Source organism: Staphylococcus sp. LKG4-2 (genome assembly GCF_050955665.1).
Taxonomy (GTDB): domain Bacteria; phylum Bacillota; class Bacilli; order Staphylococcales; family Staphylococcaceae; genus Staphylococcus; species Staphylococcus saprophyticus.
This window is the reverse complement of the sequence record NZ_CP194532.1, coordinates 953,997-977,399: the sequence shown is the minus strand read 5'-3', so window position 1 is coordinate 977,399 and position 23,403 is coordinate 953,997. Positions and strand designations below refer to the sequence as shown.

The 23,403-nt window shown below is 36.6% G+C and carries 12 protein-coding genes, 6 tRNA genes, 3 rRNA genes and 2 pseudogenes; 5 read left to right on the top strand and 18 right to left on the bottom strand.

The features are described 5' to 3' along the window. Window positions 1–103 precede the first annotated feature (103 nt). Entirely contained in the window at window positions 104–1,210 is a 1,107-nt protein-coding gene (locus ACM6UH_RS04655) for a hypothetical protein (protein WP_061050515.1), read from the top strand. 116 nt (window positions 1,211–1,326) lie between these two features. Here ACM6UH_RS04655 and ACM6UH_RS04650 read toward each other — a convergent pair whose 3' ends face one another. From ACM6UH_RS04650 to glmS, 4 genes and pseudogenes are all read right to left on the bottom strand, one after another. Then, window positions 1,327–2,184 (bottom strand): HAD family hydrolase, encoded by an 858-nt coding sequence (locus tag ACM6UH_RS04650; protein ID WP_061050514.1) that lies wholly within the window; start codon window positions 2,182–2,184, stop codon window positions 1,327–1,329. A 66-nt stretch (window positions 2,185–2,250) separates the two neighbouring features. Beyond that, the gene (locus ACM6UH_RS04645; RefSeq protein ID WP_011302641.1) at window positions 2,251–3,036 is read right to left on the bottom strand and encodes an ABC transporter ATP-binding protein; all 786 of its coding nucleotides are present in this window, start codon (window positions 3,034–3,036) and stop codon (window positions 2,251–2,253) included. A 60-nt stretch (window positions 3,037–3,096) separates the two neighbouring features. Next, window positions 3,097–3,453: pseudogene (locus ACM6UH_RS04640) on the bottom strand (DUF2200 domain-containing protein). A gap of 416 nt (window positions 3,454–3,869) precedes the next feature. Next, a complete protein-coding gene (glmS, locus tag ACM6UH_RS04635; RefSeq protein ID WP_061050513.1) occupies window positions 3,870–5,675 on the bottom strand; it encodes a glutamine--fructose-6-phosphate transaminase (isomerizing) in 1,806 nt (601 codons plus the stop codon). A 667-nt stretch (window positions 5,676–6,342) separates the two neighbouring features. Here glmS and ACM6UH_RS04630 point away from each other — a divergent pair. From ACM6UH_RS04630 to ACM6UH_RS04615, 4 genes and pseudogenes are all read left to right on the top strand, one after another. Then, window positions 6,343–7,869, top strand: a complete 1,527-nt coding sequence (locus ACM6UH_RS04630) for a PTS mannitol transporter subunit IICB (RefSeq protein ID WP_433912004.1) — start codon at window positions 6,343–6,345, stop codon at window positions 7,867–7,869. A 40-nt stretch (window positions 7,870–7,909) separates the two neighbouring features. After that, window positions 7,910–9,939, top strand: a pseudogene (locus tag ACM6UH_RS04625) (BglG family transcription antiterminator). Between the two features lie 5 nt (window positions 9,940–9,944). After that, window positions 9,945–10,379: a PTS sugar transporter subunit IIA gene (locus ACM6UH_RS04620; RefSeq protein WP_002482673.1), complete on the top strand. Its 435-nt coding sequence runs from the start codon at window positions 9,945–9,947 to the stop codon at window positions 10,377–10,379. Beyond that, entirely contained in the window at window positions 10,379–11,482 is a 1,104-nt protein-coding gene (locus tag ACM6UH_RS04615; protein ID WP_011302636.1) for a mannitol-1-phosphate 5-dehydrogenase, read from the top strand. The genes ACM6UH_RS04620 and ACM6UH_RS04615 overlap by 1 nt, the downstream gene beginning before the upstream one ends. A 339-nt stretch (window positions 11,483–11,821) precedes the next feature. On the opposite strand, the gene glmM is transcribed toward ACM6UH_RS04615, so the two are convergent. The 14 genes from glmM to ACM6UH_RS04545 all read right to left on the bottom strand — a co-directional run bounded on the left by glmM (window position 11,822) and on the right by ACM6UH_RS04545 (window position 23,281). Beyond that, window positions 11,822–13,177, bottom strand: a complete 1,356-nt coding sequence (gene glmM / locus ACM6UH_RS04610) for a phosphoglucosamine mutase (protein ID WP_002482671.1) — start codon at window positions 13,175–13,177, stop codon at window positions 11,822–11,824. A 27-nt stretch (window positions 13,178–13,204) separates the two neighbouring features. Next, a complete protein-coding gene (locus ACM6UH_RS04605; protein WP_069793518.1) occupies window positions 13,205–14,137 on the bottom strand; it encodes a CdaR family protein in 933 nt (310 codons plus the stop codon). Between the two features lies 1 nt (window position 14,138). Continuing rightward, window positions 14,139–14,945 (bottom strand): diadenylate cyclase CdaA, encoded by an 807-nt coding sequence (gene cdaA / locus ACM6UH_RS04600; RefSeq protein WP_011302634.1) that lies wholly within the window; start codon window positions 14,943–14,945, stop codon window positions 14,139–14,141. 138 nt (window positions 14,946–15,083) lie between these two features. Next, window positions 15,084–15,989, bottom strand: a complete 906-nt coding sequence (rocF, locus tag ACM6UH_RS04595; RefSeq protein WP_047503353.1) for an arginase — start codon at window positions 15,987–15,989, stop codon at window positions 15,084–15,086. Window positions 15,990–16,266: 277 nt separating this feature from the next. Next, a tRNA-Lys gene (locus ACM6UH_RS04590) sits at window positions 16,267–16,339 on the bottom strand. Window positions 16,340–16,342: 3 nt separating this feature from the next. Further along, window positions 16,343–16,417, bottom strand: a tRNA-Gln gene (locus tag ACM6UH_RS04585). A 4-nt stretch (window positions 16,418–16,421) separates the two neighbouring features. Next, window positions 16,422–16,505: transfer RNA gene (locus ACM6UH_RS04580), tRNA-Tyr, on the bottom strand. Window positions 16,506–16,523: 18 nt separating this feature from the next. Next, window positions 16,524–16,599: transfer RNA gene (locus ACM6UH_RS04575), tRNA-Val, on the bottom strand. A 9-nt stretch (window positions 16,600–16,608) separates the two neighbouring features. After that, window positions 16,609–16,680: transfer RNA gene (locus ACM6UH_RS04570), tRNA-Glu, on the bottom strand. Window positions 16,681–16,684: 4 nt separating this feature from the next. Further along, window positions 16,685–16,759 (bottom strand) — tRNA-Asn (locus ACM6UH_RS04565). Window positions 16,760–16,770: 11 nt separating this feature from the next. After that, window positions 16,771–16,885: ribosomal RNA gene (gene rrf / locus ACM6UH_RS04560) — 5S ribosomal RNA — on the bottom strand. A 78-nt stretch (window positions 16,886–16,963) separates the two neighbouring features. After that, a 23S ribosomal RNA gene (locus ACM6UH_RS04555) occupies window positions 16,964–19,886 on the bottom strand. A 284-nt stretch (window positions 19,887–20,170) separates the two neighbouring features. After that, a 16S ribosomal RNA gene (locus tag ACM6UH_RS04550) occupies window positions 20,171–21,723 on the bottom strand. The 16S, 23S and 5S rRNA genes sit together here with 6 tRNA genes alongside, the layout of an rRNA operon. Window positions 21,724–22,216: 493 nt before the next feature. Then, complete coding sequence (locus tag ACM6UH_RS04545) at window positions 22,217–23,281, bottom strand: P-loop NTPase (RefSeq protein WP_061050511.1); 1,065 nt, start codon at window positions 23,279–23,281, stop codon at window positions 22,217–22,219. Window positions 23,282–23,403: the final 122 nt, after the last annotated feature.

Genomic DNA, 23,403 nt, shown 5'->3' with positions numbered 1-23,403 from the left:
TTAGGACATTTTAACATTTTATTGCCAATTTGTTACCTATTAATTTTAAAATTATCAAATTTTTGATATCGTATGTTTATGACTAAAAAGGAGTGCTTAAAATTTGTTTAAATTTCATAAATTAGCATTACAAAATGCAAAACCCCAAAATGCTAAAATTTTAATGTTCACAATTGTAAGTTTTATAATATTGTTTGCTTTAACAGTCCTGACATTTATGCCAGTACAACCCGCTATTTATAAATTGTTAATGGCAATGGCTATGCAACAACCTATCGGTGGCGCCATATTTTCACTTGTACTTGCAATACTCATACCATTAATCGTATTTATATTTATTGGTTACCCATTAATAGCTGGAACTATCTACACTATAGACAAAGCTTTAAATAAAGACAAGGTAAATTTCAAAGATTTATTTTCAACATTTAAAAAAGGCAAATACTTAAAAGGATTAAAATTTTCTTTATTTACTTTAGTTTTTGTTATTATCGCATTGTTACTTAATTTACTAGTTTCAAAAGTACTAAATTTAGGAATCGTTCAACTATTTTCAGCATTACAAGGACCATTAAGTAGTTCTGATCATGCACTTGGATGGTCTCTTGCTTACCAAATTGTCGCAGCAACAATCGTATTATTTATTCAATCATTCATTTACTGGTTCTTAGCGATTATCGCAATCAATTATACTTTAGCTTTTGTTAAAGAACCTAGTAATGGTGCATGGTCATCAGTAAAAAGAGGATTTAAAGGCATTAAAAATGGTCAAAAAACTTGGTTCAAATTCTACCTTGGTTTATTATTACTAAATTTAATCGTCATCCTACTTGCTAATCCAATTAGTCAATTGGTTGCTATATTTACTGGTAGTATGTCTCAAACATTAGCAATGGTAATTATTTACATTGTTACAGTCATTGTGATTATCATTAGATTAATCGTTTACTATACAAATATATTAGCGATTATTCAGTACTATAATCGTAATGGTGAAAGCATTGAAACTACAAAAGTTAAGAAAAATAAAAAGTCAAAACAACCTATAGATAATGAACTAGAAAGTAAGCAATCTAAAACAAGCAACAGTGTAACGAATACAACTGAAAAGACAAAATCGAATGTTACTGAGCAATCTGAAAACATGCAAGACAAAGTCAAAGATGAAACATCAGATTTAAAAAACAATCTAAATAAAACTGACAAGTAATATCATTCGAAAAATAATCACGCAGATGCAAAAAGAGTCTGGGACAAAAATAGATGTCCCGGACTCTTTTTCATTTAGCCATTAGATGACTACCTTATTTTCTCTATGCCTATCATTTAATCTTGTAAAAAACGTGCTTTTAAATAACGTGCTGCACCATTATCTTCATTAGTATCATCAGTCACATCATCTGCTAGAGCTTGAATTTCAGGACGTGCATTTTTCATAGCGACAGTATAATGACCAAATACAAACATAGCTCTATCATTGTCACTATCTCCAATCACTAATGTTTCTTGTTGCGCGATGCCGAAATGCTCAATCATTTCTTTTATACCCGTCCCTTTATCAATACGATATGCCATCGTTTCAGCATTACAACGTGAAGAATTAGACACACTAATTTGTAACTTATCTTGATCTTTTAATAAGTTATTTCTAAAGTTTGTTATTTTTTCAATATCTGGTGAAAATAAATAAATTTTTGAAAATGATTTTTCAGGTATACTTGTTTCCCAATCCACCTTATCAACGAGCGAAGCTTTTCGAGAAGACCATTCGGAAACACCTACATCACCCGGTGGCGTTGCTGGTTCAAATAATGCATTTGCCCATGCTTTATCTTCCTGTAAAACAATACGATTACTGTCAAATGGGAATATTTCATAATAGATTGCCTCTTGTTGTGCGCGTTGTACAATGTCAATTACAGCGTTGTAAGACAAGCTGTGCTTAAATAAAACGCTATCCTTAACCATTCCTAAAGTACCATTTGAACTAATAATACCATCGACTGCAAATGATTCAGGAACAAGATAATGTATTTCATTATGTGCACGACCTGTTGCTAAAAAGACTTTATATCCCTTATCTCTTAATTGTTGAATAACTTCTGTTGTTTCTAAATCAACACGATTATCTTTATGTAAAATCGTGCCATCCATATCTAAAAATATTGCCTTAACATTATCCATTTTTATATAATCCTCCATCACATATGATCATCTTAAATTATGGCATTAACTATGCTAATGTGCAATCTACACATTATTCATAAATAGTGCGTAGCGTTGATTTTGATAGCGTACATTGACATTTCTATTAAAAAAGTTGCTCATAACATCACTATTTAAAATATCTTTAATATTACCTTGTTTATAATTCTTACCTTGCTTCAGTAAAAAGCCTTTTTGTATATCTTGTGTAATCTCTTCAATAAAATGCGTCACATATATAACAGCTAATTCAGGTTGTTGTTGGTACAATTTTTCGAGCGCTTGTAACAGATCTTCTCGTGCTATAAAATCTAAGCCAGATGCTGGTTCATCTAAAATAAGTAATTTGGGGTGACCCATCAGCGCACGAGCAATAAGTACCTTTTGACGTTCTCCTGTAGATAGATAACCATAGTATTTTGACTCAAAATCACGCATTCCCATTTGTTCTAAATATTGTTGTGCCAATTCAATATGATGTGGTTCTATAGTTTTAAATACACCTATGGAATTAAATATGCCACTAATTACAACATCTCGCACCAATTCGCCATCTTGAAAACGATCCATTAAACTATTTGAAACAAACCCTATGTAATCTCTGACTGTTTCAGCAGAATAGCCCACTTTTCCTGGTTGCATGCCAAATAAGTTTATCGTTCCAGCAGTATTTGGTTCGTAGGCGTTTAATATGTTTAGCAATGTTGTCTTACCAGCACCATTTAGGCCATAAAGCATCCATTTTTCACCTTCGTTAATTTGCCAGCTCACATTTTTAATGATTTCCTTACCTTGTTTTCTACGTGATATATTTTTCAAGTCAATTAACATGTTATACCCCTTTTCTCTTATGCAATTTCTAACATGACTTAACAAATCACCTTTATTCGATCATTTGTGTTGTCTAAATATTTTATCCAATGCCTTTCCTTTTGCCAGTTCATCTATCATTTTATCTAAATATCTAATTTCTTTCATAACGGAGGCTTCCATATTTTCTACACGTACACCACAAATGACACCCGTTATTTTTGTTCACTCTGGATTTAAGTTAGGCGCTTGATTTATAAATGTTTCATAATTTGTCCCATCCGCAACCAAGCGATCAATCTCTGATTGCGTGTAACCTGTCATCCATCTTATAATTTCATCCGCTTCTTGTTTGGTTCTATCCTTTTTCTCTACTTTTTTAATTAATAAATCGTATACTTTTCCAAAAGCCATAGAATAAATTTTAGGTTTTTCCACTATATTCAACTCACTTTTAAAGTTTATCTAGTTATGATGATAAGCATAATAAACATAATAACATTTTAAAAATATTTTGATTTATATAATAATTAAAGTTCAAATTTGATTGTAATCGTTATCGCTGATTTATATTAGTGCTACTCATTTAAAACAATACAATTCATGATTAATCCACAATAACTATCATTTAACTACATACCTCAAACATTTAGTTCTCAATATACTGCCTATTGCACTGTATATCACTGAAATATAAATCAAAGTCATATGTTTTTATTATAAAAAAAGAACAAGAATGAAATCAAAACTTTAAGTTTGATTTCATTCTTGCCCTATTTATACAATATATGATTTCATGCATTTAAATTAGATATTACAATAGCACTACTAATTAGCTGTTAATCATATGCTCTTTATTCAACTGTTACTGATTTAGCTAAGTTACGTGGTTTATCAACATCTAAATCTCTGTGTAATGCTGCATAGTATGAAATCAATTGTAATGCAACAACTGAAACTAATGGAGTTAATAGTTCGTGCACATGTGGAATAACATATGAATCGCCTTCTTTGTTCAAGCCATCCATTGAAATAATACATGGGTTTGCACCACGTGCAACTACTTCTTTAACGTTACCACGAATAGACAAGTTGACTCTTTCTTGTGTAGCAAGTGCAATAATTGGTGTACCTTCTTCAATTAAAGCAATCGTACCGTGTTTTAATTCACCACCAGCAAATCCTTCAGCTTGAATGTACGAAATTTCTTTTAATTTTAATGCGCCTTCTAAACTGACATTGTAGTCTCCAGTACGACCGATAAAGAACGCATTACGCGTTGTTTTTAAGAAATCTGTTGCAATTTGTTCCATAATATCTGCATCATCTACGATTGTTTCGATTGCAGTTGTTACTTTTGCTAATTCACGTAATAAACTTACATCAACATCTTTACCATGCTCTTTAGCAACGATTTGTGACAAGATAGATAATACTGCAATTTGTGCTGTATAAGCTTTAGTAGATGCTACTGCAATTTCAGGACCTGCATGTAACAATAATGTATGATTTGATTCACGTGATAATGTTGAACCAGCTACATTAGTGATTGTTAATGATTTATGACCTAAGCGGTTTGTTTCAACAAGCACGGCACGGCTATCTGCTGTTTCTCCTGATTGAGAAATGTAGATAAATAGTGGGTTCTCAGAAAGTAAAGGTGTATTATATACAAACTCAGAAGAAACATGCACTTCTGTAGGGACACCAGCCCATTTTTCAATAAATTCTTTACCTACTAAACCAGCATGATAGCTTGTTCCGGCAGCAATGATATAGATACGATCTGCTTCGGCAACATCTTTAATCACTTCTGGATCCATCTTCAAGTTACCCTCTTCATCTTGGTACTCTTGGATAATACGACGCATCACTGCAGGTTGTTCGTGAATTTCTTTTAACATATAGTGATCATAAACGCCTTTTTCTGCGTCTGCTGCATCTATTTGTGCAGTATATGCTTCTCTTTCTTGAACTTGACCCTTTTGATTTTTGATAATGACTTCGTCACGTTTAACAATAACGATTTCATGGTCATGAATTTCTTTATAACGATTTGTAACTTGTAACATAGCAATTGCATCTGATGCAATAACGTTAAAGTCATCACCTACACCGATTAATAATGGTGATTTATTTTTAGCTACATAAATTGTATCTTTATCTTCATTATCAATTAATCCTAAAGCGTATGAACCGTCTAATAGTGAAACAACTTTTGTAAATGCTGCTTCTGTATCAAGGCCACTATTTGAGAAATATTCTACAAGTTGAACAATGACTTCTGTATCTGTTTCAGAAATAAATGATACATCTGATAAGTATTCGTTTCTTAATTCTTCATAATTTTCAATTACACCATTATGAACTAATGTAAAACGTTCCGTCGTTGATTGATGCGGATGTGAATTTTCATAATTTGGCACACCATGTGTAGCCCAACGTGTATGACCAATACCTACATTACCGTCAGTAGCTTCACTATCTGCAACTTTTCTTAATTCTGCGATACGACCCTTTGCTTTGAATACTGAAGTACCTTCATCATTTACCACTGCTACACCAGCTGAGTCGTAACCTCTATATTCTAATTTTTCTAAACCTTTTAATAATAATTCTTTGGCATTATCTTGCCCAATATATCCAACAATTCCACACATTTTAAAATTTCCTCCAATTTAATGGTGAAGAGATAATTGAACTTCTAGCGAATTCGAACCTGTCCAATTTAATATAAACCATCGAAGGCAGACTTATCCCTATATTTATCATATAGAAATTGAAAATACCTTGATGGCAATGGTTATCTCATTCACCGTATATTTTTATATTTAATTTTTGGCTATCTTATTAACTTTGTGCACCAGGTTACCCTAATGTTTTCCTTAATAAGTTAACGAATGAGCCACATCCGGGATAGCATCCGCCGATGGTTCGATAACTACCCTCCTCGTCTACAAACTTCGATTATCGTGTCTATTAAGATTTCTGTTATAAACCTTAAATTACAAACACATAACCTCTTCACTTGTACAGGCGCTTTAATTGAACTAACGCTTAAACTGTCCTCCTTCCTATCAATATTATTAATTGTACAATGTTCTTATTACTTAATGCAAATAATTTATTAACAATTTATTTACAAAATAACTTTGTGCTTAATCTGTGACATTTAACATGTAATATCCATATTTATGAAGTGTCCAGTTATATTCACAAACTTGTCAAAGATACTGTGACAAATTTGAAATTACTTTCTATTGTTTATTCCCCTGTACCCCCATACAATAAAGTTATAAATAAAAAGAGAAAAAGAGGTGCAATTCTATGTCACAAACAGAGACGCAAGAAAACAAAGGTCTTGGACGTAAGGTACAGGCATTTGGTTCATTTTTAAGTAGTATGATTATGCCGAATATCGGTGCATTTATCGCATGGGGCTTTATCGCTGCAATCTTTATTGATGGTGGTTGGTGGCCTAATAAAGATTTAAGTGAATTAGCTGGACCTATGATTTCATATTTAATTCCCTTGCTTATTGCATATAGTGGTGGTCGTTTAATTCACGAAATGCGCGGTGGTATTATTGCTGCTGTTGCAACTATGGGTGTTATCGTAGCATTACCTGATACACCAATGTTACTTGGTGCTATGATTATGGGACCACTTGTAGGTTGGTTAATGAAGAAAACAGATGAGTTTATTCAACCTAGAACACCACAAGGTTTTGAGATGTTATTCAATAATTTCTCAGCTGGTATCTTAGGATTCATCATGACTATTGTTGGATTTAAAATATTAGCTCCAATTATGGAATTTATTATGCATATCTTGTCACTTGCTGTTGAAGCATTGGTACATGCACATTTACTTCCATTAGTAAGTATTATCGTTGAACCTGCTAAGATTGTCTTCTTGAACAATGCAATTAACCATGGGGTTTTCACACCACTTGGTGCAGATCAAGCAGCATCTGCTGGACAATCTATCTTATACACAATTGAATCTAACCCTGGACCTGGTCTTGGTATTTTAGTTGCTTATATGATTTTTGGTAAAGGTACAGCAAAAGCAACATCATATGGCGCAGGGATTATCCACTTCTTAGGTGGTATTCATGAAATTTACTTCCCATACGTATTAATGCGTCCTTTATTATTTATCGCTGTAATCTTAGGTGGTATGACTGGTGTGGCAACTTATTCATTACTTGATTTCGGCTTCAAGAGTCCTGCCTCACCTGGTTCATTCATCGTTTATATGTTGAACGCGCCTAAAGGTGAATTCTTACACATGGTGCTTGGTGTACTCTTAGCAGCAATCGTATCATTTATCGTGGCAGCACTTATTTTGAAATTCACAAAAGAGCCTGAAGAAGACTTAGAAGCAGCTACCGAAAAAATGGAAGCTTCAAAAGGGAAAAAATTAAGTGTATCTTCTAAGCTAAAAGGGAATGAAGATAATAATGCAACTTCAACTACCGCTTCTACTTCAACTTCAGAAAATAATGAAGAACAATCAGAAGAAGCATTGTTAGATAATTATGATACTGAAAATGTAGACGCACATGATTATAGTAAAGTGAATCATGTTATATTTGCTTGTGACGCTGGTATGGGATCAAGTGCTATGGGTGCAAGTATGTTACGTAATAAATTTAAAAAAGCAGGCATCCAAGATGTAAATGTTACAAATACTGCAATCAATCAATTGCCTAGCGATGCACAACTTGTTATCACTCAGAAGAAACTTACTGACAGAGCAATCAAACAAGTTCCAAATGCAATCCATATCTCTGTAGATAATTTCTTAAACTCTCCTAGATATGATGAATTACTTGAAAATCTTAAATAATAAATAATCACTATATAGAACAATACTGGAGGGTATGGCTATGTTTTTGAGTACACGTGAAAAAGAAATTATCGAAATGTTAATTAAATATCACGGTCAATATGTCACAATTTACGACATTGCTCAAAACTTAGCTGTATCCTCTCGTACTATTCATAGAGAATTAAAATCAATTGAATCGTTCCTATCTAATTTTGATATAGCATTAGAGCGCGTCACAAAAAAAGGCATACAACTCAATACAAGTGAAGGTGCTCTATCTTCACTGAAACATGCCTTATTGCATGAAAACACCATAGATTTATCACAAGAAGAACAAAAAGTAATCATTTTTATGCATTGATACAATCTGATACCCCTATTAAACAATATGGATTGGCACAAGAAATTGGTGTATCGAATCAAACACTAACGAAACTCTTAGATGAGCTCGATGTGGAACTTGATTTATATCAATTACGTTTACACAAAAAACGTGGAGAAGGTATTCAATTACATGGCGCAGAATCTAAAAAACGTGAATTATTAAGTCAATTAATGGTCAATAACCTAAATAGTACCAGTGTTTATTCCGTAATCGAAAATCACTTTGTTTATCAATCTATTAATCAATCCCAACTAGCTATGGTAGATATGGATAAGATTTTCCAAATTGAACGAATTCTTATGGACCATCTCGATCAATTGCCCTACTCATTGACTGAGTCTAGTTATTTAACCCTTACAGTGCATATCGTCTTAAGTATTGATCGGATGTTAAATGGTCAGTATGTTGCATTGAACGACGATATTTATCAAAGTGTTAAAGATTCATTTGAACATGAGGTGGCACAAGCGCTTGCACTACATCTTGAGCATATATACGGGGTTCAGTTTAATCAAGCCGAAGTGACTTTTATTACGATTCACCTCCGCGGCGCAAAACGAAAAGAATCTGCAGAAGTATTTAAAGACAGTAAAGATGAATCAAAAATCGAAAAATTCATACAGTCAGTCACGCATTTTTCACACCAAACATTTAAAGATACTGAAACTTTAAGCGAAGGTTTAAAATTGCATATCATTCCAGCTATTAATAGATTAAATGCCAATATTGAAACATATAATCCATTAACTGAAATGATTAAGCACAAATATCCGCGATTATTTGAAAGTGTACATCGCGCCTTATTACAAACTTGGCCAGATTTTACATTTCCAGATAGTGAAATTGCATTTATTGTTTTACATTTTGGCGGCGCTATTCAAAGCCAAGGTGCTCACTTATATAATGTGCTGGTCGTATGTAGTAGTGGTATAGGTACGAGTCGTTTACTTGCTACGCGTTTGCAACAAACCTTTAGCGAAATCCAAAAAACTACACAGGCTTCTGTGGGTGATTTAAAAAAAATGGATACATCACAATTTGATGCAATTATTTCTACTGTAGATATCGATATTACAACCCCTTATATTACAGTAAATCCCCTACTACCTGATGCAGATATCAATCATGTTGCAGCGTTCTTAAATACACAGCAACATCAATTTAAGCATCAAGCTATTGAACCGAAGCATCATAATATTTTAAATCCTGAAGACAAACTAAATTATATACGAAAAGGTTTAGAAATTATCGATTCGGTAAATATTGACTACACAATGGTATCAGATTGGAGTCAGTATTTAACATCAACATTATTATCACATCAAATTATTACGGATGGGCCGTCATTCGCTGAACTTATTAAGCAACATATGGACAGTCAAGGGTTTGTTTTAGAACCCTACCCTATCGCTATACCTCATTTAAAAAATGATATCATCAAAAAACCATTCATACTTATAACGATTTTAAATGAGCCTATTGTGCTTAAAAGTAATCAAAATGGCAATCAATCCGTGAGATATTTATTAAATATGTTTGTACCTCCCGATGACACCATGTCTCAATTGGTAAGTGAAATATCTGGAAAAATGGTAGGGCATCTTGATAATATCGATGGATTTATGGAAAGACCCGAACAACTTCAAGTTTTATTGAAGCAAAGTTATCTGATACAATTACAAAATTTATTAAATATGGAGTGAAGACAATGAGCGAATTATTTAGCAATGAAAACATTTTTATTAACCAAACAGTAAAGGATCAAAACGAAGCTATTGAAAAAGCAGGTCATGCCTTAGTATCTAGCGGTGCAGTGACTGAAGATTATATTCAAGCTATGAAAGATCGTGAACAAGTTGTATCTACATTTATGGGTAATGGTTTAGCCATTCCACACGGTACAGATGAAGCTAAAACAAGCGTATTAAAATCTGGTCTAACTTTAATTCAAATTCCTGAAGGTGTCGATTGGGAAGGTGAAGAAGTTAAAGTTGTCGTAGGTATTGCTGGTAAAGATGGCGAACATTTAGATTTACTTTCTAAAATTGCGATTACTTTTAGTGAAGAAGAAAACGTTGATCGTATTATTAATGCATCATCTGCTGAAGAAATCAAACAAGTCTTTGAGGAGGCTGAAGCATAATGAAAGCATTACACTTTGGTGCAGGTAATATTGGTCGTGGTTTTATTGGATATATTCTTGCGGATAACGATGTAAAAGTTACTTTTGCTGATGTGAACGAAGAAATTATAAATGCTTTAGATAAAGAACATCAATATGATGTCATCCTAGCAGATGAAGCAAAAACAACTACACGTGTGCATAATGTCGATGCAATTAATTCAGGTGGCCCTTCTGAAAGCCTAAAACAAGCCGTATTAGAAGCAGATTTAATTACTACTGCTGTAGGCGTTAATATCTTGCCTATTATTGCAAAATCATTTGCACCTTATTTAAAGGAAAAAGAGACGCCAGTTAATATTGTTGCTTGTGAAAATGCAATAATGGCCACAAATACATTAAAAGATGCCATTTTAGATATCACTGGTCCTTTAGGTGATCATATTCACTTTGCAAACTCTGCTGTCGATCGCATCGTTCCTTTACAAACAAATGACAATCTTTTAGATGTTATCGTTGAACCATTTTACGAATGGGTAATTGAAAAAGATGCTTGGTTTGGTCCAGAATTAGATCATATTAAATATGTAGACAATTTAACGCCATACATTGAACGTAAATTACTCACTGTTAACACTGGTCATGCTTATCTTGCTTATGCAGGTAGATTTTATGGCCAACCAACAATATTAGATGCTGTTAATGATGATAATATTAGACATGGTTTAGAAAATGTTCTAAAAGAAACAAGTCAATATATTACAACACAATTCAATTTTACAGAAAGTGAACAAGCTCAATACGTTGATAAAATCATTGGTCGTTTCAAAAACCCTAATTTATCAGACGAAGTAACACGTGTTGGACGAGGCACTATGCGTAAAATCGGACCACAAGATAGAATCATTAAACCACTATCTTATTTATACCAAAATAATTTGAAACATGATGCACTCATCAAAACAGCGGCATTATTATTAAAATATGATGATACCAATGATCAAGAAACAGTTGAAAAAAATGAGTACATTGATAAACATGGTGTAGAAGGCTTCTTGAAATCATTTGCTAAAACAGATGATCAATTAACTTCAGAAATAGTAAAAGAATATAATGTATTGTAAAATTAATCTATAATTAAAAAAGCACGGATAAGCTTAATTCAGCCTATTCGTGCTTTTTTATATCAAAATTATTTTTAGAGCCACTTTTTAGAACTACTTTCACATTTTATGTGAATTAGTAGTTCTTATGCATGAGCTTAGCTCGTGTAATCCTTAATCATTCTAGTAGTTCTTATGCATGAGCTTAGCTCATGTAATCATTAATCATTCTAGTAGTCTTATACATGTGCCTTAGCTTATATAATATTAAACTATTTTCAATACAATAACATCTACTACTCTATTAAGAAAGAGACTGAGGCATCTATTTATGTCTCAGTCTCTTTCCTTTAAAATATATTAATTGTCTAAGCCCATTTTATCTTGGACTACTTCAGCAATTGTATTGGCATAACGTTGCGCATCCTCATCTGTCGCAGCTTCAACCATTACACGAACAAGGGGTTCTGTACCTGATGGTCTTACTAAGATACGGCCTTCTCCATTCATTTCAACTTCAACCTTAGTCATTATTTCCTGTACATCTATATTCTCTTCAACACGATATTTATCAGTAACACGAACGTTGACTAATGATTGAGGATATTTCTTCATTTGACTTGTAAGTTGACTCAAGCTTTTACCAGTCATTTTAATGATACTTGCAAGTTGTACACCTGTTAACAAGCCATCACCCGTTGTATTATAATCCATTAATACAATATGACCTGATTGCTCTCCACCAAGATTATAGTTACCACGTCTCATCTCCTCAACAACATAACGATCTCCAACTTTTGTTTTATTTGATTGGATACCTTCATTCTCAAGTGCTTTATAGAAACCTAAGTTACTCATAACTGTAGAAACAATCATATTATTATTTAATTCCTGATTCTTACTCATAGCTTGACCAATAATAAACATAATTTGATCACCATCTACGATATTTCCCTTTTCATCGATAGCAATTAATCTATCACCATCACCATCAAAGGCTAATCCAAAATCACACTCAGATTCTACAACGACTTTAGCAAGTGATTCAGGATGTGTTGATCCTACTTCTTGATTAATATTATAACCGTTAGGATTACATCCAATTGTTACTGTATCAGCTTCTAAGTCACCAAATAGAAATGGTGCAAGTGATGAAGTGGAACCATGTGCACCATCTAGTGCAATTTTCATACCTGCTAAATCAACGTCTACAGTCGATTTTAAATAACTAATATATTTTTGCGCGCCCTCAAAGTAGTCTGAGTAATGTACGATGTCTTCGCCAACCGGTCTTGGTAAATCAGGGTTATCTTGATCTAATAAATGTTCGATTTCTTGTTCTTGATCATCTGATAATTTAAATCCATCAGAACCAAAGAATTTAATCCCATTGTCTGGTACTGGATTATGAGAAGCTGAAATCATTACACCAAGATCAGCCTCCATTTCACGTGTTAAATAAGCCACACCAGGTGTTGAAATAACACCTAAACGCATAACCTCTGCACCAATAGAAATCAATCCAGCAATTAAAGCAGATTCTAGCATTTCACCAGAAACACGTGTATCTCTACCTACTAGTACTTTAGGATGCTTTTCACCTTCATTATGTGCTAAAACATAGCCACCATAGCGTCCTAATTTAAACGCAAGTTCTGGCGTTAATTCTTTATTTGCAACGCCCCTTACGCCATCTGTACCAAAATATTTTGCCATTATATATATCTCCTTTATTTTAAAAATCTATTTAACTGTTATTTTTGCAGTGGTATCTTTCGGACTAACTTTTGTGACCTTATCTGGAACTTGGAAATCTACCTTTTTCTCAGTTGTATCTGAAACGCCATCCAAATTAATTCTTGCAGTAATTTCATCAATGTCATCTAAGTCGTCTTTGTTACCATAGATTTCAACTTCGTTATCATCTAATTTAATATCTTTAACTTCTTGTCCATTTGAAAGCGAACCAACAGATTTCATTTTCACTTTTACTTTTTTACTATACTCTTCTACTTTAACACTTAAATTGACTTCATTAGGGTCAATTGAAACATCAATTTTGTTTAAGTTTCTATCAAATGCTGTTATTTTCGCAACGTCTGTAGTGTCTTTTGAAACTTTACTTTTGTTTTTATAAGTAGCTTTTAAATAAGCGATTTTATCTAGTTGCTTTTGTCCACCTGTAACTTTAACTGTATCAGGTGAAACGCTTTGTTCACTTATTTTATAGTTAGAATTCAAATCATTATTACTTACATCTGGTTCAATTTTAAATGTTTTACTTACTTTTTCTTCCAGTGAAACAGTTGTTTCTTTTGGTTTCACTGTGTAATCAATATCTTTGTTTAATCCATTAATTTTAAATTGAGCTGTATGTTTACCAGCTTTTTCACCACTAAGATCTAAAATAGCTCTAATGTTTTCACCATTTTCTGCTTTTAAAACTTGTGATTGTGGTCCAGAAATTTCAACATCTACTTTATTTGGAACTTCACTTGCATAAAGTTCTTTATTATTGTATTTCACTTGAACTGGCACATCTTGAATAGTTTCAGATGATTTTTGACTTAAGTTATCTGCATCAAAAATATTTCCAAACATGTTATTAGCTGACAAGAAAAATAATACAGCTAACATCAATGCGATTAATCTTAAACCCCATTTACTTTCTAACATATTAGTTCACACCTTTCTCATGAAAGTGTGTGCCAAACCAATGTTCAGCTAGTAGTTCTTCAAAAGCTTCATTAGAAATATCTTTTCTCAATTTACCATCAAATGTAACAGAAATCGAACCCGTTTCTTCAGATACAACTACAGTAAATGCATCTGATACTTCTGAGATACCAACTGCTGCTCTGTGTCTTGTACCTAAACTTTTTGCTATTTTTGCGCTATCAGATAACGGTAAATAACTTGCTGCACTTGCAATTTTATTTGCTTGAATAATCATTGCACCATCGTGTAATGGCGTATTTGGTATAAACACATTCGTTAATAATTCTTGTGATATTTCTGAATTCATAGCAATACCAGTTTCAATATAATCCTGTAAACCTGTTTCCTTTTCAAAAACAATCAAAGCACCTATACGACGTTTAGCCATATATTGTACAGCTTTTGACACAGATGATATTAATTTATCTTCATCACTATTTAAATTCGTAGAATATCGTTTGAATAAACTGCCTCGACCAAGTTGTTCTAAGGCACGTCTGATTTCTGGCTGGAATATTACAATTAATGCTAATACACCCCATTGAATAACTAAATCAAATAAACGGGATGTTGCTGTTAAGTTAAGCATTTTACTCAATTGTTGGCCAATCACTATCACGACAATACCTTTTAATAGTTGAATGGCTTTGGTACCTTTAAAAACTGTAATGAGAAGATAAAGTACATACCATACGATGAGTAAATCGAGTACACTAGCAATAATTTTTACTGTACTCCAGTCGTCAAAAAAGTTGGATAAATCCATAACATCTCCTCCGGTTATCTGTTCCCATGTTACCTATTATACCAATCATAACACTAACTGTCATATTTAGTATTTATTTTTTATCTAAAATAAACGAAAACGGATGTAGAATGCATCTACATCAGTTTGCTTTATTATTTATAATAACGTTTCTCCAAAGAAACTGCCTACAAGCCCAACAGCTTGTTCAGCTGTATCATTATTATGATCTATTAATGGGTTAACTTCTACAAGATCCATTGAAGTTACTAAATTAGAATTATGTAGAAATTCTAGCGCAAAATGACTTTCACGATAAGTTAGTCCACCTAATACTCTAGTACCTGTACCAGGTGTTTCAACTGGATCTAAAGCATCAACATCCAGAGATAGATGAATGCCATCTGTTTTTTCTTTCAAGTAGTCTATTGTTTCTTTAATGACTTGTTTAATACCATATCTATCTACTTCAGCCATCGTATATGTTTTAATATTATTGTCTTTAATATATTGTCTTTCGCCTACATCCAAGTCTCTCATACCAATGAGAACGATATTCTCAGGTTTTACTTTGGGCGCATAATTAGCAATGTTGACTAACTTGTCATCCCCATCGCCAGCAAGTATTCTTAAAGGCATACCATGGATGTTTCCTGAAGGTGACTCTTCTGGTATATTTAAATCTCCATGCGCGTCATACCATATAACTCCTAAATTTTCATAATGCTTACTGACTCCAGAAATAGAACCAATCGCAATAGAATGGTCACCACCTAAAATTAATGGAAAATGGTTATTTGATATACTATTGGAAACAGACTGACTTAATGTTTCAGATGTTTCAATAATTTCCTCTAAATTTCGTAGTCCTTGTTGCTCTGAATTGAATTTATTTAAATTAAGTTCTGGTACATTTATATTGCCAGAATCTTTTACAGTTAATCCAATCGCTTCAATTCTTGCTACTATACCAGCATAGCGTATTGCATCTGGACCAAGGTTTACCCCTAATTTCCTTTGTCCAAATGTAGATGGTGCACCTATAATTTCTACTGTTTTGTTCATCTATAAAACCCCTTTGTTGTTATCTTGTTACTAGAATAATCTAAAGCGTTTGAGTTTTCAACCTTGGGTAATACAGTACATTTAGCTATTTCATTTCTTTTTACATATAAAACCACTTTAATGATTTATCATTCAATAAAATGATGATAAAAACACTGTTTTTACTATTTTCAATCATAATATTGTATAAAAAGAAAATGATAAATTTAATTTCAACAAAGCGATAATTAATTTAAAACATAAAAAAAGTACTTCTCATATGAGAAGTACTTAAGAGTGAGCCATAGTGGGCTCGAACCACTGACCCTCTGATTAAAAGTCAGATGCTCTACCAACTGAGCTAATGGCTCTAATGGCTGGGCTAGCTGGATTCGAACCAGCGCGTGATGGAGTCAAAGTCCATTGCCTTACCGCTTGGCTATAGCCCATTAATGGTGGAGGGGGGCAGATTCGAACTGCCGAACCCGAAGGAGCGGATTTACAGTCCGCCGCGTTTAGCCACTTCGCTACCCCTCCAAGCTGTTCAATTAAGAATGGTGGAGAATGACGGGTTCGAACCGCCGACCCTCTGCTTGTAAGGCAGATGCTCTCCCAGCTGAGCTAATTCTCCTAATATGTATGACCCCGACGGGACTCGAACCCGTGTTACCGCCGTGAAAGGGCGGTGTCTTAACCGCTTGACCACGGGGCCATAATGGCTCCACAGGTAGGACTCGAACCTACGACCGATCGGTTAACAGCCGATAGCTCTACCACTGAGCTACTGTGGAATAATCAAATTGCCTGGCAACGTCCTACTCTTGCGGAACGTAAGTCCGACTACCATCGGCGCTAAGGAGCTTAACTTCTGTGTTCGGCATGGGAACAGGTGTGACCTCCTTGCCATTGTCACCAGACAATGAAATGTATGAAATTATACATTCAAAACTAGATAGTAAGTAAAATATGATTCAACCAAACAAAACATTTAAAATTTGATTAAGTCTTCGATCGATTAGTATTCGTCAGCTGCACATATCGCTATGCTTCCACCTCGAACCTATTAACCTCATCATCTTTGAGGGATCTTATAACCGAAGTTGGGAAATCTCATCTTGAGGGGGGCTTCATGCTTAGATGCTTTCAGCACTTATCCCGTCCATACATAGCTACCCAGCGATGCCGTTGGCACGACAACTGGTACACCAGAGGTATGTCCATCCCGGTCCTCTCGTACTAAGGACAGCTCCTCTCAAATTTCCTACGCCCACGACGGATAGGGACCGAACTGTCTCACGACGTTCTGAACCCAGCTCGCGTACCGCTTTAATGGGCGAACAGCCCAACCCTTGGGACCGACTACAGCCCCAGGATGCGATGAGCCGACATCGAGGTGCCAAACCTCCCCGTCGATGTGAACTCTTGGGGGAGATAAGCCTGTTATCCCCGGGGTAGCTTTTATCCGTTGAGCGATGGCCCTTCCATGCGGAACCACCGGATCACTAAGTCCGTCTTTCGACCCTGCTCGACTTGTAAGTCTCGCAGTCAAGCTTCCTTATGCCTTTACACTCTATGAATGATTTCCAACCATTCTGAGGAAACCTTTGAGCGCCTCCGTTACTCTTTAGGAGGCGACCGCCCCAGTCAAACTGCCCATCTGACACTGTCTCCCACCATGATAAATGGTGCGGGTTAGAAATCCAACACAGCGAGGGTAGTATCCCACCAACGCCTCCACGTAAGCTAGCGCTCACGTATCTCAGGCTCCTACCTATCCTGTACAAGCTGTGCCGAATTTCAATATCAGACTACAGTAAAGCTCCACGGGGTCTTTCCGTCCTGTCGCGGGTAACCTGCATCTTCACAGGTACTATGATTTCACCGAGTCTCTCGTTGAGACAGTGCCCAAATCGTTACGCCTTTCGTGCGGGTCGGAACTTACCCGACAAGGAATTTCGCTACCTTAGGACCGTTATAGTTACGGCCGCCGTTTACTGGGGCTTCGATTCGTAGCTTCGCAGAAGCTAACCACTCCTCTTAACCTTCCAGCACCGGGCAGGCGTCAGCCCCTATACATCACCTTACGGTTTAGCAGAGACCTGTGTTTTTGATAAACAGTCGCTTGGGCCTATTCACTGCGGCTCTCCTGGGCGTTAACCCTAAAGAGCACCCCTTCTCCCGAAGTTACGGGGTCATTTTGCCGAGTTCCTTAACGAGAGTTCGCTCGCTCACCTTAGAATTCTCATCTTGACTACCTGTGTCGGTTTGCGGTACGGGCACCACAATTCTAGCTAGAGGCTTTTCTTGGCAGTGTGAAATCAACGACTCGAGGAAACAATTTCCTCTCCCCATCACAGCTCAATCTTAAGAGTGCCGGATTTGCCTAACACTCAATCTCACTGCTTGGACGTACAATCCAATCGTACGCTTCGCCTATCCTACTGCGTCCCCCCATCGCTTAAAACGAATAATGGTGGTACAGGAATATCAACCTGTTATCCATCGCCTACGCCTATCGGCCTCAGCTTAGGACCCGACTAACCCAGAGCGGACGAGCCTTCCTCTGGAAACCTTAGTCAATCGGTGGACGGGATTCTCACCCGTCTTTCGCTACTCACACCGGCATTCTCACTTCTAAGCGCTCCACATGTCCTTGCGATCATGCTTCAACGCCCTTAGAACGCTCTCCTACCATTGTCCTTACGGACAATCCACAGCTTCGGTAATATGTTTAGCCCCGGTACATTTTCGGCGCAGTGTCACTCGACTAGTGAGCTATTACGCACTCTTTAAATGATGGCTGCTTCTAAGCCAACATCCTAGTTGTCTGGGCAACGCCACATCCTTTTCCACTTAACATATATTTTGGGACCTTAGCTGGTGGTCTGGGCTGTTTCCCTTTCGAACACGGACCTTATCACCCGCGTTCTGACTCCCAAGTTAAATTGATTGGCATTCGGAGTTTGTCTGAATTCGGTAACCCGATAAGGGCCCCTCGTCCAAACAGTGCTCTACCTCCAATAATCATCACTTGAGGCTAGCCCTAAAGCTATTTCGGAGAGAACCAGCTATCTCCAGGTTCGATTGGAATTTCTCCGCTACCCACAACTCATCCGCTCACTTTTCAACGTAAGTCGGTTCGGTCCTCCATTCAGTGTTACCTGAACTTCAACCTGGTCATGGGTAGATCACCTGGTTTCGGGTCTACGACCAAATACTCAACGCCCTATTCAGACTCGCTTTCGCTACGGCTCCACATTCACTGCTTAACCTTGCATCAAATCGTAACTCGCCGGTTCATTCTACAAAAGGCACGCCATCACCCATTAACGGGCTCTGACTACTTGTAAGCACACGGTTTCAAGTTCTATTTCACTCCCCTTCCGGGGTACTTTTCACCTTTCCCTCACGGTACTGGTTCACTATCGGTCACTAGAGAGTATTTAGCCTTGGGAGATGGTCCTCCCAGATTCCGACGGAATTTCTCGTGTTCCGTCGTACTCAGGATCCACTCAAGAGTGAACAAACTTTCGACTACAGGATTATTACCTTCTTTGATTCATCTTTCCAGATGATTCGTCTAGTCTGTTCTTTTGTAACTCCGTATAGAGTGTCCTACAACCCCAACAAGCAAGCTCGTTGGTTTGGGCTCTTCCCGTTTCGCTCGCCGCTACTCAGGGAATCGATTTTTCTTTCTCTTCCTGCGGGTACTAAGATGTTTCAGTTCTCCGCGTCTGCCTTCAGATATGCTATGTATTCACATATCGATAACACGACATAACTCGTGCTGGGTTTCCCCATTCGGAAATCTCTGGATCAAAGCTTACTTACAGCTCCCCAAAGCATATCGTCGTTAGTAACGTCCTTCGTCGGCTTCTAGTGCCAAGGCATCCACCGTGCGCCCTTAATAACTTAATCTTTTTTGACTTTCAACACGAACAAGTCGGTTGAAAACCCAAAATGTTATTAATCTGTGAGTGTTCTTTCGAACACTAGCGATTATTTCTTTTTGAATTCAAAGCTTGTTAAAAAACTCTAATTCACTCGGTTTTGCTTGGTAAAATCATAAATTTTACTTACTTATCTAGTTTTCAATGTACAAAATTATGCAATGAATACTCCAATGAGCATTCAAAACTGAATACAATATGTCAATGTTATTCCTACATCTTCGTAAGAAGATGTTCCGAATATATCCTTAGAAAGGAGGTGATCCAGCCGCACCTTCCGATACGGCTACCTTGTTACGACTTCACCCCAATCATTTGTCCCACCTTCGACGGCTAGCTCCATAAATGGTTACTCCACCGGCTTCGGGTGTTACAAACTCTCGTGGTGTGACGGGCGGTGTGTACAAGACCCGGGAACGTATTCACCGTAGCATGCTGATCTACGATTACTAGCGATTCCAGCTTCATGTAGTCGAGTTGCAGACTACAATCCGAACTGAGAACAACTTTATGGGATTTGCATGACCTCGCGGTTTAGCTGCCCTTTGTATTGTCCATTGTAGCACGTGTGTAGCCCAAATCATAAGGGGCATGATGATTTGACGTCATCCCCACCTTCCTCCGGTTTGTCACCGGCAGTCAACCTAGAGTGCCCAACTTAATGATGGCAACTAAGCTTAAGGGTTGCGCTCGTTGCGGGACTTAACCCAACATCTCACGACACGAGCTGACGACAACCATGCACCACCTGTCACTTTGTCCCCCGAAGGGGAAGGCTCTATCTCTAGAGTTTTCAAAGGATGTCAAGATTTGGTAAGGTTCTTCGCGTTGCTTCGAATTAAACCACATGCTCCACCGCTTGTGCGGGTCCCCGTCAATTCCTTTGAGTTTCAACCTTGCGGTCGTACTCCCCAGGCGGAGTGCTTAATGCGTTAGCTGCAGCACTAAGGGGCGGAAACCCCCTAACACTTAGCACTCATCGTTTACGGCGTGGACTACCAGGGTATCTAATCCTGTTTGATCCCCACACTTTCGCACATCAGCGTCAGTTACAGACCAGAAAGTCGCCTTCGCCACTGGTGTTCCTCCATATCTCTGCGCATTTCACCGCTACACATGGAATTCCACTTTCCTCTTCTGCACTCAAGTTTCCCAGTTTCCAATGACCCTCCACGGTTGAGCCGTGGGCTTTCACATCAGACTTAAGAAACCGCCTACGCGCGCTTTACGCCCAATAATTCCGGATAACGCTTGCCACCTACGTATTACCGCGGCTGCTGGCACGTAGTTAGCCGTGGCTTTCTGATTAGGTACCGTCAAGACGTGCACAGTTACTTACACGTTTGTTCTTCCCTAATAACAGAGTTTTACGAGCCGAAACCCTTCATCACTCACGCGGCGTTGCTCCGTCAGGCTTTCGCCCATTGCGGAAGATTCCCTACTGCTGCCTCCCGTAGGAGTCTGGACCGTGTCTCAGTTCCAGTGTGGCCGATCACCCTCTCAGGTCGGCTACGTATCGTCGCCTTGGTAAGCCGTTACCTTACCAACTAGCTAATACGGCGCGGGTCCATCTATAAGTGATAGCAAAACCATCTTTCACTTTAGAACCATGCGGTTCCAAATGTTATCCGGTATTAGCTCCGGTTTCCCGAAGTTATCCCAGTCTTATAGGTAGGTTACCCACGTGTTACTCACCCGTCCGCCGCTAACGTCAAAGGAGCAAGCTCCTTATCTGTTCGCTCGACTTGCATGTATTAGGCACGCCGCCAGCGTTCATCCTGAGCCAGGATCAAACTCTCCATAAATGAATTATGATGTTTGATTAGCTCATAAAATACTAATTTGTGTTATCTCTAACACTTGTTTTGAACCAACAATTTAATGTTGTGTTCGGAATTAACGTTGACATATTGCAATTCAGTTTTCAATGTTCATTTAAATAGTTGTTTCATTACTATACCATTTTTGTTAACAACTTGTCAACAAAAAATAATATTTTTTAAATGAGTAATTAACATTACTTTAATAATATTAAATTATTATTAAGATTATTTCAAGTATATTTTTTACACTTTTTATAATTTCTTTAAATAATGTTATTGCCGTTTTTAACGACTTTTAAATAATATCAATTCCTCAATGGAAAGTCAATATTTAATTTAAGATTTTGTGATTTCTTTCGTTCACTTATTTAGTAGCAATTGTTTGCCACAAGAAACTATTCTACCACCATTTTAAAAAATTGCAATAAAAAAATGGATAGAAATTAAAATAATCTCTATCCATTACTGAAATGACTTATTTTGTCGTTTTATCAATGATTTGTTGTGCCATGGATTGATAGATTTCACCGAGTCGATCATCAGCTTGATAAATTGAAGGTGCAAAGTCTTTTGGATTCCAAGATGGTTGTTCTAACGGGAGGTGTCCTAGCAAGTCAGTTTGTAGTTCTTCTGCAAGTTTTTCTCCGCCACCAGTACCGAATACATATTCTTTATTCCCTGTTTCTTTACTTTGGAAATAAGACATATTTTCGATTACACCTAGAATAGAATGTTCTGTATGTTTAGCCATTGCGCCAGCACGGGCTGCGACAAATGCTGCTGTTGGATGTGGCGTTGTCACTATAATTTCCTTACTTGAAGGTAGCATCGTATGAACATCTAATGCAATATCTCCTGTGCCTGGAGGTAGATCTAAGATAAGGTAGTCTAAATCTCCCCATCTAACTTCTACAAAGAAATTAGTTAACATTTTACCTAGCATGGGTCCTCTCCAAATCACTGGTGCATTCTCTTCTACAAAGAATGCCATTGAGATCACTTTCACACCATGACGTTCTACGGGAATGATTTCTTTGCCTTGTACACCTGGTTTCTCATCAATTCCCATCATATCTGGAACACTAAAACCGTAGATATCAGCATCTACTAAGCCTACTTTTTTACCTTCACGCGCTAATGATACTGCTAGATTAACAGCGACTGTTGATTTACCAACGCCCCCTTTACCAGAAGCAATAGCGATAAATTCTACTGGATTATCTTTTGACAGTAATCCTTCAATGGTTTGATTTTCGTTTTCGCCAGAGCCACGATATTGCTCAACAACATCACTCGGCAATTCTTCAAATCTGATGCCAACCGTGTTTGCTCCATTTTCCTTTAATACTTCTACAATAGCCATTTGCAAATCTAATTGCAGTTGTCCACCTAATTGCGCCATTGCTACTTTAACACTAACGTGTTCTATCTCTTCTTTAATAGTAACTTCTACTATTCCATCTGTTTCTTTTAATGGTACATCTATTATTGGATCTTTTAATTCTCCAACAAGTTCTTTAACTTGCGCTATCGTTAACACAAAGCGTCCCCCTCTTATTTAAATATCAATTATATTTTAACAAACAAAACTAACATTTGCTTCAAATAGCTTAATTTAAGTATAAATATAATTTGTTCAATAAAAAAGCAGTTAGCTCAATC

Excerpts from the sequence above, each read along its gene's own strand:
- cdaA (WP_011302634.1), bottom strand. The coding sequence starts at position 14,945 with ATGGATTTATCCAACTTTTTTGACGACTGGAGTACAGTAAAAATTATT.
- glmM (WP_002482671.1), bottom strand. The coding sequence starts at position 13,177 with ATGGCAAAATATTTTGGTACAGATGGCGTAAGGGGCGTTGCAAATAAA.
- ACM6UH_RS04620 (WP_002482673.1), top strand. The coding sequence starts at position 9,945 with ATGAGCGAATTATTTAGCAATGAAAACATTTTTATTAACCAAACAGTA.
- glmS (WP_061050513.1), bottom strand. The coding sequence starts at position 5,675 with ATGTGTGGAATTGTTGGATATATTGGGCAAGATAATGCCAAAGAATTA.
- ACM6UH_RS04630 (WP_433912004.1), top strand. The coding sequence starts at position 6,343 with ATGTCACAAACAGAGACGCAAGAAAACAAAGGTCTTGGACGTAAGGTA.
- rocF (WP_047503353.1), bottom strand. The coding sequence starts at position 15,989 with ATGAACAAAACAGTAGAAATTATAGGTGCACCATCTACATTTGGACAA.
- ACM6UH_RS04650 (WP_061050514.1), bottom strand. The coding sequence starts at position 2,184 with ATGGATAATGTTAAGGCAATATTTTTAGATATGGATGGCACGATTTTA.
- ACM6UH_RS04605 (WP_069793518.1), bottom strand. The coding sequence starts at position 14,137 with ATGTTAGAAAGTAAATGGGGTTTAAGATTAATCGCATTGATGTTAGCT.
- ACM6UH_RS04645 (WP_011302641.1), bottom strand. The coding sequence starts at position 3,036 with ATGTTAATTGACTTGAAAAATATATCACGTAGAAAACAAGGTAAGGAA.
- ACM6UH_RS04615 (WP_011302636.1), top strand. The coding sequence starts at position 10,379 with ATGAAAGCATTACACTTTGGTGCAGGTAATATTGGTCGTGGTTTTATT.